At 69.4% G+C, this 14,890-nt stretch carries 9 protein-coding genes, 2 tRNA genes and 1 pseudogene; 5 read left to right on the forward strand and 7 right to left on the reverse strand.

The window, feature by feature from the left end; all coding sequences use genetic code 11:
• Positions 1 to 3: 3 nt before the first annotated feature.
• Complete coding sequence (locus ACFOY2_RS46615; protein ID WP_379534594.1) at positions 4 to 969, reverse strand: TrmB family transcriptional regulator; 966 nt, start codon at positions 967 to 969, stop codon at positions 4 to 6.
• Between the two features lie 129 nt (positions 970 to 1,098).
• Positions 1,099 to 2,334 (reverse strand): lectin, encoded by a 1,236-nt coding sequence (locus ACFOY2_RS46620; RefSeq protein WP_379534595.1) that lies wholly within the window; start codon positions 2,332 to 2,334, stop codon positions 1,099 to 1,101.
• A gap of 142 nt (positions 2,335 to 2,476) precedes the next feature.
• On the opposite strand from ACFOY2_RS46620, the gene ACFOY2_RS46625 reads away from it, so the two are divergent.
• Complete coding sequence (locus ACFOY2_RS46625; RefSeq protein WP_379534596.1) at positions 2,477 to 3,340, forward strand: YwqG family protein; 864 nt, start codon at positions 2,477 to 2,479, stop codon at positions 3,338 to 3,340.
• A 17-nt stretch (positions 3,341 to 3,357) separates the two neighbouring features.
• Here the strand turns inward: ACFOY2_RS46625 and ACFOY2_RS46630 are convergent, their stop codons facing one another.
• Together ACFOY2_RS46630 and ACFOY2_RS46635 are read right to left on the reverse strand one after the other, a co-directional pair.
• Positions 3,358 to 4,611 (reverse strand): serine hydrolase domain-containing protein, encoded by a 1,254-nt coding sequence (locus tag ACFOY2_RS46630; protein WP_379534597.1) that lies wholly within the window; start codon positions 4,609 to 4,611, stop codon positions 3,358 to 3,360.
• Positions 4,612 to 4,681: 70 nt separating this feature from the next.
• Entirely contained in the window at positions 4,682 to 5,950 is a 1,269-nt protein-coding gene (locus ACFOY2_RS46635) for an ATP-binding protein (RefSeq protein ID WP_379534598.1), read from the reverse strand.
• A 190-nt stretch (positions 5,951 to 6,140) separates the two neighbouring features.
• Between ACFOY2_RS46635 and ACFOY2_RS46640 the strand changes: the two genes are divergently transcribed.
• From ACFOY2_RS46640 to ACFOY2_RS46655, 4 genes are all read left to right on the forward strand, one after another.
• Positions 6,141 to 9,659, forward strand: a complete 3,519-nt coding sequence (locus ACFOY2_RS46640; protein ID WP_379534599.1) for an NACHT and WD repeat domain-containing protein — start codon at positions 6,141 to 6,143, stop codon at positions 9,657 to 9,659.
• 22 nt (positions 9,660 to 9,681) lie between these two features.
• On the forward strand, positions 9,682 to 10,332 hold the full coding sequence (locus tag ACFOY2_RS46645; RefSeq protein WP_379534600.1) for a hypothetical protein: 651 nt from the start codon (positions 9,682 to 9,684) through the stop codon (positions 10,330 to 10,332).
• Positions 10,332 to 12,779: an NACHT domain-containing protein gene (locus ACFOY2_RS46650; RefSeq protein ID WP_379534601.1), complete on the forward strand. Its 2,448-nt coding sequence runs from the start codon at positions 10,332 to 10,334 to the stop codon at positions 12,777 to 12,779. Before ACFOY2_RS46645 ends, ACFOY2_RS46650 begins: the two co-directional genes overlap by 1 nt.
• A 150-nt stretch (positions 12,780 to 12,929) precedes the next feature.
• Positions 12,930 to 14,009: a hypothetical protein gene (locus ACFOY2_RS46655; protein WP_379534602.1), complete on the forward strand. Its 1,080-nt coding sequence runs from the start codon at positions 12,930 to 12,932 to the stop codon at positions 14,007 to 14,009.
• 76 nt (positions 14,010 to 14,085) lie between these two features.
• On the opposite strand, the pseudogene ACFOY2_RS46660 reads toward ACFOY2_RS46655, so the two are convergent.
• The 3 genes and pseudogenes from ACFOY2_RS46660 to ACFOY2_RS46670 form a co-directional block, all read right to left on the reverse strand.
• Positions 14,086 to 14,445, reverse strand: a pseudogene (locus ACFOY2_RS46660) (VOC family protein); the annotation flags it as partial.
• Between the two features lie 206 nt (positions 14,446 to 14,651).
• Positions 14,652 to 14,725, reverse strand: a tRNA-Phe gene (locus ACFOY2_RS46665).
• Positions 14,726 to 14,730: 5 nt separating this feature from the next.
• Positions 14,731 to 14,805: transfer RNA gene (locus tag ACFOY2_RS46670), tRNA-Asp, on the reverse strand.
• Between the last annotated feature and the right edge of the window lie 85 nt (positions 14,806 to 14,890).

Here is a 14,890-nt window from a genome sequence, read left to right on the forward strand (position 1 = left end):
ACGTCACAACCAGCGCTCGCGGGCCGCATGCCAGGCAAGTTGCATCCTGGTCTGCGCGCCCGCGAGCTCCATCAGGTGGTAGACGCGGCGCTGCACGGTACGGAGGCTGAGCCCGAGCTGGCTGGCGATCGACTTGTCCGGCACCCCCGCGACCAGCAACGACAGCAGATACAGCTCGTTGGCGTCGAGCGGGCAGGCGTGCTCCGTCACCTGCCCGCCCTCCAGGGAACTGATGGGCGTGGCCCGCTCCCACTGCCCCTCGAACAGCGCGATCAGCGCCTCCAGCAGGCTGCTCCCCCGCACCAGCGCGGCGGTCGGCTCGGTCATCCCGCCCGCGTGCTGCACCAGCGGCAGCAGCGCGACGGCCCGATCGACGATCATCATCCGCACCGGCAGCGCGCGCACGGCCCGCGCGCGTTCGCCGAGCTTGATGCCGTACGCCACGTTGGCCATCATCCCGGGCTCCTCCAGCAGCGCCCGCTCGTAGATGACCCGGTAGTTCACCCCCCGGCCGAGCGCTTCGAGCTCCTCGGTGTTGTCCTCCGACGGCATCACCACATGCCCGGCCCGGCAGAAGCACGTGACCTCCTCGCGGGCGCTGTCCTGCAGATGGCGCACCTGCTCGCGCAGCGCGGCCCGGCTCGGCAGCACCTCGATCAGCCGGTCGGCGTCCCTGCGGCGCAGGCTCGCCCGGTACTCCTCGGCGAGCTGCTCGACCGCCTGCCGTGCCCAGTCGATCGTCTCCTGCTCCCGCACCAGCCTCGGGCCCAGCGCGACCTCGGGCGCGACGGGCGCGAACCTCCCGCCCGCGCTCTCGCGCGCGATCCCGGCGGCCTGCATGGCCGCCAGCGTGGCGGCGGCCTCGGTCACGGTGGTCTCCAGCTCCGCGGCGAGATCTTCGACCTCGGCCTCGCCCGCCCGCACGAGTAACCGGTACGCCCGCTCCTCCATCTCGTCCAGCCCCAGCATGTCCCCCATGATGGCAGCCGGCTTCCCCGCCCTGCCGGTCGGGAATCTTTCTTTTCCTGCTTGAGAGAGCGCGTTCTCGTATGGGAAAAGGCCCTTCCCGTCATCGGAAAGGGCCTTTTCCCGCTCACTTCATGAGCTACGCGTCCACCGCTGGTTGGCGCTGCCCGCGCAGTCCCAGATCTGCAGCCGCGTGCCGTTGGCCGAGCTGTTGCCCGTCGCGTCGAGACACCTGTTCGACTGGGGGTTGACTATCTGGCCCCCGTTGAACGTCCAGCGTTGCGCGCCGGTGCCGTTGCAGTCGTAGAGCTGCACCTGGGTGCCGTTGGCGGTGGCGCCGCCCGCGACGTCCATGCACTTGCCGAGCGCGCGTACCGAGCCGTCGCCGTTCCACGCCCAGCTCTGGGCGGCGGTGCCGTTGCAGTCGTACAGCTGGACGGCCGTGCCGTTGGCGGTGCCGGCGCCCGCCACGTCGACGCACTTGCCGCCGATGCCGGTGATCTGGCCGCCTGCGCCGCCGGTGGGCGGGGCGTACACGCGGACGTAGTCCACAGAGAGCGACTGCGGGAACGTGGTGGACGCGTCAGGGTAGCCGGGCCAGTACCCGCCGACGGCCACATTCATGATCATGAAGAACGGGTGGTCGAAGACCCAGCGGTTGCCGCCGAGGTCAGCCGGGGTTCTGCGCTGGTACTCCACGCCGTCGACGTACCAGATGATCAGGTTCGGGGACCAGTCGACGGCGAAGGTGTGGAAGGCGTCGGCGAACACGCCGTTCGAGTAGCCCGCACCGATGCCGCCCGCTCCGGAGTAGCCGGGGCCGTGGATCGTGCCGTGCACGGTGGTGGGCTCGCGGCCGATGTTCTCCATGATGTCGATCTCGCCGCTGTTGGGCCAGCCGACCGAGCCGATGTCGTTGCCGAGCATCCAGAAGGCCGGCCAGATGCCCTGGCCGCGCGGCAGCTTCATGCGCGCCTCGAACCGTCCGTACGCCCTGGTGAAGGTGGCGGCGGTGAGCAGGCGGGCGGAGGTGTACTGGCAGGTGCCGTAGTGGCACTGGTAGCCCGCCGGGTTCTCGCGGCGGGCGGTGATCACGAGGTTGCCTGCGCCGTCCATGGCGGCGTTGCCGGTGCTGTTGGTGTAGTACTGCTGCTCGTTGTTGCCCCAGCCGCTGCCGCCGATGTCGAAGCGCCACTTCGACTGGTCGACGGCGGTGCCGGCCGCCCCGTTGAACTCGTCGGACCACACGAGCGGGCCGGGGGCGGGGGCGGCGTTCGCGGTGCCGGTCATGGGGACGAGCAGCGCGAGCACCGCGACGAGGGCGGTACCGATGGTGAGCAGCGTGCTGGTTCGGGGGGTGCATGCCATTCGGGGTACCTCATCCATTTCACGGATGTAGCCTTACCGAAACCTTCCGGCAATATCAGTATTTCTGTCAAGAGAGCGCTCTCTAGAACAGTCCACCCGCAGCCGCGTCGGACTGTCAGCCCCGGCTGGCACGATCCCCTGCATGATCAGCCTTCCAGCCCTCACCGCATTGGCTCACGAGCGCCTCCCCGCCGACCTCGTGGACCGGTTCTGCTCGCTGCTGAAGCCACGCGGCCAGATCCTCGTGGCCGCCCGCCCCGGAGACGAGCAGGTCGGCGTGCTCGGCGGCGAACCGCTGCTCCCCGAGGGAGTCGACTGGCCGATGTGGGAGGGTCACGGCCCGCTGTCCTTCGTGGCCGCCCTCGACTGCGGCAAGTTGTCGGCCGCCGAACCGTCCCTGCCGAAAACCGGCATCCTGCTGTTCTTCTATTTCGACGGCCAGGCCGACAACTTCGAGTCGTGGGTCAGCGCCTCGGTGCCGGAAAGCCGCCCCGGCGCGCAGGTCCTCTACCTCCCCACGGAAACCCCCCTGTTCCCCCGTCCGACGCCGAGCGCGCTGAAACCGTACCGGCGGGTTCCGCTCCGCGCCGTCCCCGCCGTCGAGCTTCCGCAACTCACCGATTACGAGATCCACAATCCGCTCGGTCTCGACTACGAAACGGTCTCCACCGACCCCGCGTACGTCGGGTTCCAGGAGGCCGTATGGCGTCTGCTCCGAGTCCACCACCAGGTGGGCGGCTGGCCCAACGCCATCCAGGGCGAGGTCGAGTACGACGTGGCCGACTTCCCCGATGACTGGGACCTTGACACCGACACCCCCGACAATCCCCACTACGACGACATCCTCGACGAGGTGGGGCGGTGGCGGTTGCTCGTCCAGTTCGCCAGTGACGACGACGCCGACATGATGTGGGGCGACGGGGGCGCGCTCTACTGGCTGATCACCTCCGAGGACCTGGCGGCCCAGCGCTTCGACCAGGCCCGCTTCACCTGGCAATGCCACTGAGCATCAGCGGGCCGGGGTCAGAAGTACCGTGAGGTGAGGTCCGTGGTGGGCCAGGTCTTCACGGTGCTGATCGCCTTGCCGAGGATCGGGTCGATCACATCGAAGTCCGGCGAGCCCTCCTCTTCCCTCCGGTTGAAGATCGCGCAGTAGCTGACGCCGTTCTGCACCCGCGCCAGAAAGCTGAACGTGCCGGGCATCGAGCCGTTGTGCCAGGTGTTCAGCGTGCCGACGTTGTTGTTGCGAACGTGCCAGCCGAGCCCGTACCAGGAGCCGCCCGAGTTGACACCGGTCTCCGGCTTGGCGAACACCCGCGAGATCGACGTCTTGTTGAGCACCACGCCCGGCGCGTCGAAGACGAAGCCCCACTTGACCATGTCGACAGCCGAGGCGACCCAGCCGCCGTTGGCATCCTGGTTCGGCATGTTGAAGCCGCCGAAGGGAAACGGCACGACGGCGCCCGAGTCGTCCACGACGCTCTTGCGGGTGTACTTCGACTCGTAGGGCACCTCAGTGGAGAACGCCTGCGACCGCAGGCTCCGGCCGAGCCGCATCCGGCTGATCCCGACCGGGGAGAGCAACTGCTGCCGGATGTAGGACTCGTAACTCATGCCAGAGATCTTCTCGATCACCCGTCCGGCCAGCATGTAGCCGTAGTTGCTGTAGACGTACTTGGCGCCGGGGTCGAAGTCGAGCTTCCTGGCGCTCACGTACTTGATGATGTCGGCGTGCCCGACCGGCAGCGACAGGTCCAGCGCGGCCGCGATGTTCGTGTCGTTCCAGAGCGGGTCCGGCGTCACGTCGCGGTTCCAGCCGCCGGTGTGCTGCAGCAGCCGCCACACGGTGACGTTCGCCAGCCGCGGGTCCGCCGTGGTGGACAGCCCGAGCAGGGTCGACACCTTCGCGCCCAGGCTGACCTTGCCGTCCTGGGCCAGCCGGGCCAGCGCGGCTCCCGTCAGGCTCTTGCTGAGGCTCGCGATCCGGAAGAGCGAGGTCGGCTGCACCAGGACGCTCGCGCCGGCCTTCGTGTACGCGCCGTAGCCGCGGGCGAGCAGGATCTTGCCGCCCTTGGCCACCGCGAGCTGGGCGCACGAGATGTTCCGCTCGGTGATGAACGTCTTCATCGCGCTGTCGAAGCCCGCGAGGGCACTCGGCACGACCCCGGTCGTCGGGATCGCGGCGGTCTCCGCCTCGGCGGGGCGGGCGCCGAGCGCGACGGCGGGTACGAGGCCGGCCCCAGCCTGAAGGAGCCGCCGCCTGGTGAGCATGGTCATATTTCCCCAAAAATCCAGCAAAAGTTAGAAGAGGCACCCTTCGTACCACATGATCAGAACCTTGGGGTTGTCAGAACGGGCCGGCCACCTCGCCCCACGTCCCGTGCGGCAGCGCCCGGACGTGGTCGCGGACCAGAGCGTGGAATCGGAAGCGGCCAGGGGCGGGCTCCTGCAGGAGGTGGACGTCCAGCAGCTGGTCCAGCAGACGGCTCGCCCGTACCACGGTCGTGCCCTGCACGGCGGCGGCCTCGTCGACCCCGAACTCGGCACCGACGATCGAGCCCAGCAGCCGGTACACCCGTCGCTGATCCTCGGAAAGCCGCTGATATGACAGATCCAGGGCGGCGGTGACGCTGTGCCGCCCGGCCGTCAACTCGGCCGGCCGATCATCGGTCAACCGGGCGAGCAGATGCCCCACGCTCCAGGCCGGACGGGCTCGAAGCCGGACGGCGGCGATGCGGACCGCGAGCGGGAGCCGTCCACACCGCTCCACGATCTCCACCAGGACACCCGCCGGCGCGTCCATGACCTGCTCCGGCCCGGCCGTCCGGGTGAACAGGGCAACCGCCTCCCGCGCCGGCAGGACGTCCAGCGACAAGGTCCTGGTGCCGTCCAGGCCGATCAGACGGCGCCGGCTGGTGACGATCAGCCGGCAGCCCCGGCCGGCGGGCAGCAGTGGACGGACCTGGTCTTCGTCGGCGGCGTCGTCCAGCACGATCAGGACCCTGCGGTCGGCCACGACGCCGCGATACAGCGCGGCGCGGTCGTCGACGTGCTCGGGGATGCGCTCGCCCGGCACGTCGAACGCGCGCAGCACGCGGGCGAGCGCGTCGCCCGGGTCGACAGGCGTCATCCCCCTGGTGTGGCCGTGGAGGTTCACGAACAACTGCCCGTCGGGAAAGCGGGGCGCAAGACGGTGGGCGGCATGCACGGCCAGCGCCGTCTTGCCGACTCCGGCCATGCCGTCGATGGCGGCGACCGTCGCCGTGTCCTCCAGCGCCGTCCGTTCGTGCTCGCGGCCGACGAACACCGCCGCGCCGGCCGGCAGTTGCCGCGGAACGGCCACCGGATCGCCGCGTTCGGCCGAAGGGCCCCGGGCGGCGGCGGCCAGCACCGCGCGTTCCTCGCCGTCCAGCCCCAGCGCCTCCGCCAGCAGCAGAATCGACGTGGTGCGAGGCTGCTGGAGCCCTCTGTTCTCCAACCGGCGAACGGTCCGGACGTTGAGGTCGGCCCGTTGGGCGAGCTGCTCCTGCGTCAGCAACGCCCGCTCCCGCCACCCGCGCAGCAGTGTCCCCAAAGACAGGTCGTCGTCGGGACACCGCATCAGTTCGACGGTCACGGCTGCTCCAAGCTCATCGAGTGGAGGGATGGGCCGCCCGCCCCCAGCGTCCCAGGTACATCGAAGGTGCGTTCGGGCTGTCCAACCACTGGTCAGACGGAAAGGGACGGAATCGCACGGCCTGAAGACAGCTCTTTCGCGGCTTGAACTCGATTGATCGGCATCGCCGCGATTGGCCAGAATGAGGGCCATGGGTCTGGGGAGCGAGGGTGGTCGCGGCGACATATGCCCCTACCAAGGGCTCGCGCCTTTCGAGACCGACAAGACCGAGTTCTTCTTCGGACGCGCCCGCGCGACCCACAACCTTCTCGACCGCCTGCGACCGCGCCTGGACGGGCAGGGGTCCGTCCTGCTGGTCTCGGGCGCCTCGGGGGTGGGCAAGTCGTCGTTGTTACGGGCGGGGGTGATGCCGGCGCTGGCGAAGGGGATGCTGCCGGGTTCGCAGCGGTGGCCGCGCCTGCTCATCACACCGACCTCAAGGCCGCTGCAGGCGCTGGCCCAGGCGTGGACGGGGGCGTTCGGCGGGCGCGTCGAAACGGCGTACGAGCGGCTGCGGGACGATCCTCGGCCGATGGCGCCGGGCGACGGCCGTCTCGTGCTGGTGGTCGACCAGTTCGAGGAGCTGTTCATCCTGGTGACCGACGAAGGGGAGCGCCAGGCGTTCGTGCGGGCCCTGCACGCCCTGACCGAGGGCCCACAGGGCGCCGCGGTGATCATCGGCGTACGGGCGGACTACTGGGACCGCTGTGCGGCCTACCCGCAGTTCGCCGAGGCCATCCAGGACGGCCAGGTCATCGTCGAGCCGATGACGGAGTCGGATCTCCTGCTCGCCATCACCGGCCCCGCCGCAGAGGTGGCGCTGCGGATCGAGCCCGGTCTGGTGGAGACCATCCTGGGCGAGCTGCGCGCCGACGAGGCCGGGGCCCTTCCCCTGCTTTCGCAGGCTCTGCGCAACACCTGGGAGAGACGTGAGGACGGCCGGCTGACCGTCCGGGGTTACGAGGAATCCGGCCGGGTCCGCGACTCCGTGCGGCGGGCGGCCGACGCGGTCCTCGATCAGCTGCCGCCTGATGACCGCAAGACCGCGCTCAGGGTCTTCCGGCGCATGACGTTGATCACCGCGGGCGGGCGGGTGGCACGACGCAGGGCGACGCTGACCGAGATCCACGCCGCGGCGTCGGCGGAGCAGCCCGGCCAGGTGGAGGCGCTGCTGTCCGCGTTCGCCGACCGGCGGCTGCTCACCCTGCACGAGGACACCGCCGAGATCGCCCATGACGCGCTCCTGACCGCCTGGCCGACCCTGCGCCAGTGGCTCGAACCCGACTTCACCGCCCAGGCGGTCTACGACCAGCTCATCGAGGACACCGCCCAGTGGGCCGAGCACCACCGCGACCCCGCTTTCCTCTACCGGGGCGCTCGTCTGCTGTCGGTCGACGACGTACGTCCCCGCTGGGAACGCGACCCCGACAGTTTCCCGCCGCCAGGCCCGACAGTGGAGCGTTTCGTCGCGGCGTCGGCGCGGGCGGCGCGCCGGGCGAGCCGGCGCCGCCGTCTCGTCCAGGCCGGGCTCGCGACGCTGTCGGCGCTCGCCCTCGTCGCGGCGGGCGCAGCCGTCAACGCGGCCAACGAGGCCGGCGTCCAGCGCAGCTTCGCCGTCTCGCGCCAGCTCGCCGCGCAGAGCGAGGTCACCGGCGACTCCGCCCTGTCCTCGATGCTGGCCGTGGCCGCGTGGCGGGTCGCCCACACCGACGAGGCCAGGAACCGCCTTCTCTACGCGGCCACCCGCACCGGCAGGGGAACCCTCACCGGGCACACGAAAGGCGTCACGGCGCTGGCGTTCAGCCCCGACGGTTCGATGATCGCGACAGGCGGCGACGACGGCACCGCGCGGCTGTGGGACGTGGCGTCGCGGCGGCAGCTGGGCGCCCCGATCACCCGCCAGAAGTACGCATGCTCAAGCGGCGTCGACCTGGCCTTCTCCCCCGACGGCCGGACGCTGGCCACCTCGTGCCTCAGCACGGTCTGGTTCTGGGACGTGGCCACCCGCCGCCAGGTGGGCGCCCCGATCGAGGGCAAGGAGGTCGTGTCGGCGCTGGCGTACAACCCGGACGGCAAGACCCTCGTGACCGGGAACTTCAGAGGCGTCGTCCAGCAGTGGGACGCGACCACGCATCGTCCGTACGGAGCCCCCATGGGCCGCGCCAGGGACAAACCAGACCTGGCCACCAAAATCAACGCGGTGGCGTTCAGCCGCGACGGCAAGACCCTGGTCACCGCGAGCGATGACAGAACCGCGCGGCTCTGGGACACCGCCACGTCCCGCCGGCTCGGCGCCCCGTTCACGGGCCACACCGAGGCCGTCACCTATGTCGCCATCAGCCCCGACGACAACACCCTCGCGACCGTGAGCCGGGACAGGACCGCCCGACTGTGGAACATGGACACACGGCAGCAGACGGGCACCTTCAAGGACGCGAACGGCTCTTCCGGATTCAACGCGATCGCCTTCAGCCCCGACGGCACCCGGGTCGCCACCGCCGGAGGCGCCGGTCACACCATCCTGTGGGACACGGCCGGCCGCCGGCAGGTGCTCTCGCTTCGCGACAACGTCTCCGGCGTCGAACGGGTGGCGTTCAGCCCCGACGGGAAACTCCTCGCCGCCGCCAGTGACGACGGCGTGGTCCGGCTGGCCGACCCCCAGATCCACCTGCAGCTCGGCACCCCGATGGCCGCGCAGTCCGTCGTCGCGCTGAGCCCCGACGGACGCACCCTGGCCACCGGGGCGCCCGGCGAGAAGAACCCCGCCATCCAGCTCTGGGACGTGGCCACCCAGCGTCCCACCGGCCCGCCGCTGGTTCCCGAGGGCGCTCGCGGCTCGGTGTCCGCGATCAGGTTCACCCCCGACGGGCGGACGCTCCTGACGTCCGGCATGGACGGCCTGCGCGTCTGGGACCTCGCGAGCCGCCGCGTCGTCGCCCATGAGGCGGCGCTCGACGGCCTGGCCGAGATCAGCCCCGACGGCCGGCTCATCGCCGTCAACGAGGACAAGGCCATCGTGATCTGGGACGTCGCGAGCCGCCGCGAAAGCGGGCCGCGCATCCGCGTCCCCGATCACACCGACGTCATCACGGGCATGGCCTTCAGCCCCGACGGCACGACCCTGGCGACCGCGGGCTTCGACAACCGGATGCGCCTGTTCGACGTGGCCGCCCGCCGCGAGATTCCCGGCTCGCCGCCCGCGACCGGCGGCGGATTCGTCAACGACCTGGCCTTCAGCCCCGACGGCCGGAGGGTGGCCTTCACCGCCGCCGACTCCGCCGTCCGGCTCTGGGACGTCGCGAGCCGCCGCACCGTCGGCGTCGCGCTGATCGCAGACGGAGGCTCGATGAGCGCACTCGCGTTCAGCCCGGACGGCCTGGTCCTGGCCACCGGCTCCGACGACGACAACGTGCAACTGTGGGACCTGCTGACCTACCGGCCACTCGGCACCCCGATGAAAGGCCACAACCGCGCCGTGACCGCGATCACCTACAGCCGGGACGGCAGGACCCTCGCCTCGGTGGCCGGCGACGGAACCGCGCGGCTGTGGAACGTCGGCGCCCCCGGCAGCCTGGAGGCCGCGGCGTGCGCCAACGCCGGCCGCTCCCTCACCCGCGACGAATGGGAGAACTACGTGCCGCTGGAGGAGTACCGGCAGACGTGTCCATGACCCCACGACGGAGAGAGCGAGCATGTTCCTGCGAGGTTTCCTGCGGCGGACGGGCAAACCGACCCCGGAGCTGGCCGCGCTGTTCCGCTCGATCGTGACCGAGAGCCGGTCGGTGCATCCGGTCGCGGCCGACTTCCTCAACCACTTCATGGACGGCGCCGGCGCCTCCAGGACGATGTCGCTGCGCTGGCTGCGCTCGTTCAAAGTGATCAAGAAGGCCGAGCGCCGCAACCAGCGCAGGTTCGAACGGCAGCTCGCGCGCCAGGCCGAGCAGTTGCGCGACGGCGACTCCACCTGGCTGCACGACTACTGGGACGCCCGGATCAACGCGTTCATCGGCACGGAACTCTTCTACGTCAGCAGGATGAGCCTGCTGCGCTCCCAGGGATCGTTCGTCCTGACCCGGGCCGGGCTGGAGGTGCGGGTGTCCGGTACGGTGCGCCACCGCTGGTTCGACCCCTATGACTGGGATCGCGGCCGATGGGTCTACATCCCCCGTCACGGGTTCGTGCCCATCGCGGTCGGCCGGGAGCTGGTGGAGTCCGACGAGGCACGGAACTTCCTGATGGAGTCGCGTCACGTCCAGACGCTGGAAGGCACCTGTCTAGACCGCCGATGGCCCCGGCGCGGGAAGGCGACGTTCGAATGGTCGCTGGTGGGGACGGGACACTGATGACCGCGGACCATCCCTTTCCCCCCGACCCCACCGAGGCCGGCAGCGCGGCGGAGTACGTCCTGTCGCTGGTCCGGCTCAAGCAGTGGGCGGGCGAGCCGTCGCTGAGCAGGCTGCGCACCCTGGCCGGCCAGACGGTGAGCGCCGACGGAGTCACGATCGACGCGTTGCCCAAGAGCACGACCTCGCACGTCCTCCGGCAGACCGACAAGCTGCCGCGGTGGGACTTCGTCCAGGCCTTCGTCACCGCCTGCTTCCGTTACCGCGACTACCCCGACGAGCAGATCCCCCGTGAACTCGAACGCTGGCGGGCCGCCAGAAGCGCCCTGGCCGAGCCGCCGGGCACCCACACCCCGCTCCCGACTCCCGCGACCCTCGCGGCCGCGCGCCCGGACCCCGCCGTCGATCTCCTGGCGCGGCGGGTGGCCAGGGAGGAGGACAGGGCGCGCAAGGGGCTGCTCAGCGGATACAGCATCGCGCCGGTGTCCTTCGCCGCCGGCACTGCGACGGACGACCTGCACTCCATCGGCCGGTTCTTCGACGCTCTGCGACCACAACGCCTGATGGTCGTCGGCGAGTCGGGAGCGGGCAAGACCGTGCTCGCCATCGAACTGGTCCTGCAACTGCTGGAACCCCTCCTGACCACCGGCGGGCAACCCGGTCACCGCGTCCCGGTACGCCTGAACGCCGCCCGATGGACCTTGGGAAGCCCGTTCGAACCATGGCTGGCCGAACAACTCGTGCAGGACTTCGGGCTCGCCGCCAAGGACGCCGAGCGACTCGTACGGGACCGCCAGGTGCTGCCGGTGCTGGACGGGCTCGACGAACTCGACCCCGAACCGTCCACAGGGCCGCCCCGCCGGGCGATCGGCCTGCTCAACGAGCTCAACCGCTACAGCGACCTCTCCGGACGGCGACCGGGGGCCGTCGTCGTGACCTGCCGGGCCGACCGCCACGCCGAACTGTCCGAGGCCCGCGCCGGGCTCGACAACGCCACCCGGATCCATCTGCACGACCTGACCATCGAGCAGATCAGCGCGTACCTGCGTAACCGCTGGCCGGACGGTCACCCCTGTGACAGACACCGCAGCGGCATCCACGAGGCGCTGTCCGGAACGTCGGGGGCGGCCGTCCGCATCGCCCTGGCCACACCGTGGCGGCTGCTGCTGACCGTAACGGCCGTCGAGTCGGGCGCCGACCCCGCCGACCTCCTCCACACCTCGGGTGACGCGTGTGTCGCGGCGGGGCGGATCGCCCAGAGACTGCTCGACGCGTACGTCCCTGCGGCGACCGAACTCACCCCGCGCGCCGCCCACGGCACTCCGTACCGTCCGGAACAGGTGCGGGCCTGGCTGGAGAACCTGGCCACCCACCTGCGGTGGCAGGCCGCCTACACCGCCGGGACGGATCGGCCGCCACCCGGTCTGACGCCGATCGACATCGTCCCGCACCTGCTGTGGCCGATCGGCGGACGACGCCGGGTCCGGGCGTTGCACGCCTTGTGCTGCGTGATCTTCGCCGTCATCGCCATGCTGGCGTTCTGGGCGGGGTCCGCGGTCGACCTGCGTGGCCGGGTCGACATGGAGGACGGGCTCACCTTGGCGCTCATGGCGGGCTGGGTGGGCATCGCCACCGGACTGTCGCTGTCGCCGTGGCCGGCCGCCGCCGGTGGACGCACCAACGTCCCCCGCAGGCGGCGCGTGATCGGCGGCCTGCTCGGCGCCCTGGCGGGCGGCCCGATCGGCGTACTCTGCGGCCTGGCCGGGCTCATGCTCACCGGAGGGAAAGTCTTCGGTCCCGCCTTCGCCGTCGCCGCGGGCGCGACCGGGGGCGCGGTGTTCGGAGCGGTCATCGGATTGACCGCCGCCGCGCGGCGCGGGACCGAGCGCATGACCGTCTCGGAGGCGGTCCGCGCCGAGCCGGCCACCCTCCTGGGCTTCGGACTGTGCGGCGCCCTCACCGGGCTGCCGCCGCTGCGCCTCGCGGACGCCGGCCCGCTGGCACTGGCGGCCGAGGTCGCGGGCGCCTTCGCCCTGGCCTTCGCCCTCGGAGTCGTCTTCAAGATCGCCACGGGTGGCTGGAGCAAGGACGCCGAACTGGCCCACCCACGCGAGGCCCTCCACCGCAACCCGATGATCGGAGTCGCCTTCGGCCTCACCGGCGGCGTCGCCGCCTTCCTCGTGTTCGTCATGAACCAGGGCGTCATCGAGTCACTGGCGTGCGCGTTCATCGGCGGCGTCACATTCGGCCTCGCCTTCGGCGCGATCGCCTGGTCCCGCACCATGATCGGCCTGATCGTCGCGGCCGCGCGCGGTGTACTCCCGCTGCGGCTGTGGACCTTCCTCGACTGGGCCTGCGAGGCCCGGCTGCTGCGCGTCAGCGGCGCCACCTACCAATTCCGGCACCGCGAACTCCAGGACTTCCTCACCCCACCCGACGACGATTAAGCGATCCGTGCCGTGATCTTCCCGTTACCGGACCCGCTTACTGTGTCGCTCGGCATCGAGCGGGGAGGCGTCATGAATGGGTCCGATAAGAGACGCACATCAATGAGAGGGCTGGGCATATTTATCCTCATATGCATACTCGGAGCCGGCTTGCTTTATATTGATCAGAACAAGTCACCGCGACCGGCATGGGAGTGGAAGCCACAGCCTTTTGACCCGCCCGTACAATACGCCTTCATTCCCGAGGACCCGAAATGCCCTGGCTGGCCTCCCAACCCCACAGAGGAAGAGACCGAACCTCCGTTGATAGCCTGCAACGAGTGGCGATTACGCGTAAATTTCAAGCTCGGCGAAGGACGGCAGGACATCGGCATCCTGTTCGGGGTCGGCTGTGGTGGTCACCGGGGAGGAGTAAGCGTCAGCGATGACGACTGCACAAGCGACATCCAACTTCATGACGCGGCCAGCCAGGTACAGCTGAGCGATGGCGAGCAGCGCGGCGGCGTGCTCCGGGTCACTCGTGATGGCCATCGCATCGCTTACTTGAGCAAGAAAAACATGCAGTTTGTAAGCTGGGATCTACCGACAGCTCAGCAAAAGGCGATCTCCCCGCGCGTAGACGCCCAAGCGCTGGAAGACCTACGCAGCCTGGAAATCTCACCGGACGGGGAGTTCTTTGCGGTGTCCTTCGCCGGGACCCAACCTCGCTTGCTTGTCACAGAGTTCGCCACAGGACGGACCACCACCATTCAAGGATTCTGCGCAATCCTCGGTATAAGCCAAGGCGCGTCCCGGATCGCGGCACAACGAACGTGTTCCGACCTCAACGAGGCAGACACAGTGACCATCTTGAAGCGCGATGGCACCGTCATCAGCGAATGGACAGGCGCCGACTTCATGGAAAACCTCTCCCCCGACGGCAAATCCATCGTGGAGATACAGGCCGACTTCGGCGACGACGGCGATGAGCATATTTCCACTCGCGACGCCTTGACCGGCAAACTCACCAAGAAGCTCAAGCTCCGTCTCCTCTCGGAACCGAGCAACGCGGTCGGCCATGCCTGGCTCACCGATGACGAATACATCGTCGAAGCCGAAACTCCTGAGCCCGGCGGATCATTCGGCTACTATCGCGTCAATGTCAAATCTGGGGCCTCGCACAGAATCCGCGACCTCGGGCTGAACCCTGGCAGCACCGTTTCTTTGGGGAGCGTCCTAGCCCGCGACTAAGACCCTATATATCCCCTCTTTTCCCTTACCGGAGCCGCGTCCCCGCAGGTGAAAAAGCTCTGCGCCAGCCCCGTCCGAGGACACAGAACTCGTTGCCCTCCGGGTCGGCCAGAACCGTCCACGGGACATCGCCCTGGCCCATGTCGGCGGGCGTCGCGCCGAGCTCCTTCAGGCGCGCGACCAACTCCGTCTGATGGGCGGCAGAGGTGGTGGCGAGGTCGAGGTGCACGCGGTACTTCACCGTTTCCGGGTCCGGGACGGTGACAAGATCGACGTAGAAGGCGTCGGGGTCCGGCCAGGCGAAGCCCTCGGGTTGGAGGTTGGTCACCCCGGGTCCCTCACTGGAAACACCCCAGCCGAGCGCCGCCGCCCAGAACCGGCCGAGCGCCGAGTCATCCCGAGCCTTGAAATTCGCCTGAACAAGTCGCAGCGCCATGCCGCCGATCGTATGCGCAGGTGGATAAGGAAACCGCGCCGCATTCGCCTGCCGAAGGCCGGCCTTGGGTGAGGGGTGGCCGTCCCAGTTCACCGCTTCCGATGCAGGGATCCGTCCTCGATCGAGTGGGGACGTCGCTGTTCAGAGAAGACCAAAAAAGCCCCGAACGATAATCCGTTCGAGGCGTTCTTGCTGGTCGTGTGATGTGGTCAGGGGCGGGGTCGAACCGCCGACCTTCCGCTTTTCAGGCGGACGCTCGTACCAACTGAGCTACCTGACCTAGAGCGGTCCTGACGGGACTTGAACCCGCGACCTCCACCTTGACAGGGTGGCGAGCACTCCAAACTGCTCTACAGGACCTTGCGTTTCGTTCTGTTTGCGCTCGCTTAGCTTACCAGCTCTTCGGCGGTCTTAGACCGTCCGTTTTGCGGGTGCGCTAGGCGCT

The organism is Nonomuraea purpurea, from assembly GCF_042650645.1.
In the GTDB taxonomy this organism is placed as follows: Bacteria; Actinomycetota; Actinomycetes; order Streptosporangiales; family Streptosporangiaceae; genus Nonomuraea; species Nonomuraea purpurea.

What these genes read in the sequence shown, in the direction of transcription:
- ACFOY2_RS46615 (WP_379534594.1), bottom strand. Translation starts at nt 969, where the DNA reads ATGCTGGGGCTGGACGAGATGGAGGAGCGGGCGTACCGGTTACTCGTG.
- ACFOY2_RS46620 (WP_379534595.1), bottom strand. Translation starts at nt 2,334, where the DNA reads ATGGCATGCACCCCCCGAACCAGCACGCTGCTCACCATCGGTACCGCC.
- ACFOY2_RS46625 (WP_379534596.1), top strand. Translation starts at nt 2,477, where the DNA reads ATGATCAGCCTTCCAGCCCTCACCGCATTGGCTCACGAGCGCCTCCCC.
- ACFOY2_RS46630 (WP_379534597.1), bottom strand. Translation starts at nt 4,611, where the DNA reads ATGACCATGCTCACCAGGCGGCGGCTCCTTCAGGCTGGGGCCGGCCTC.
- ACFOY2_RS46640 (WP_379534599.1), top strand. Translation starts at nt 6,141, where the DNA reads ATGGGTCTGGGGAGCGAGGGTGGTCGCGGCGACATATGCCCCTACCAA.
- ACFOY2_RS46645 (WP_379534600.1), top strand. Translation starts at nt 9,682, where the DNA reads ATGTTCCTGCGAGGTTTCCTGCGGCGGACGGGCAAACCGACCCCGGAG.
- ACFOY2_RS46650 (WP_379534601.1), top strand. Translation starts at nt 10,332, where the DNA reads ATGACCGCGGACCATCCCTTTCCCCCCGACCCCACCGAGGCCGGCAGC.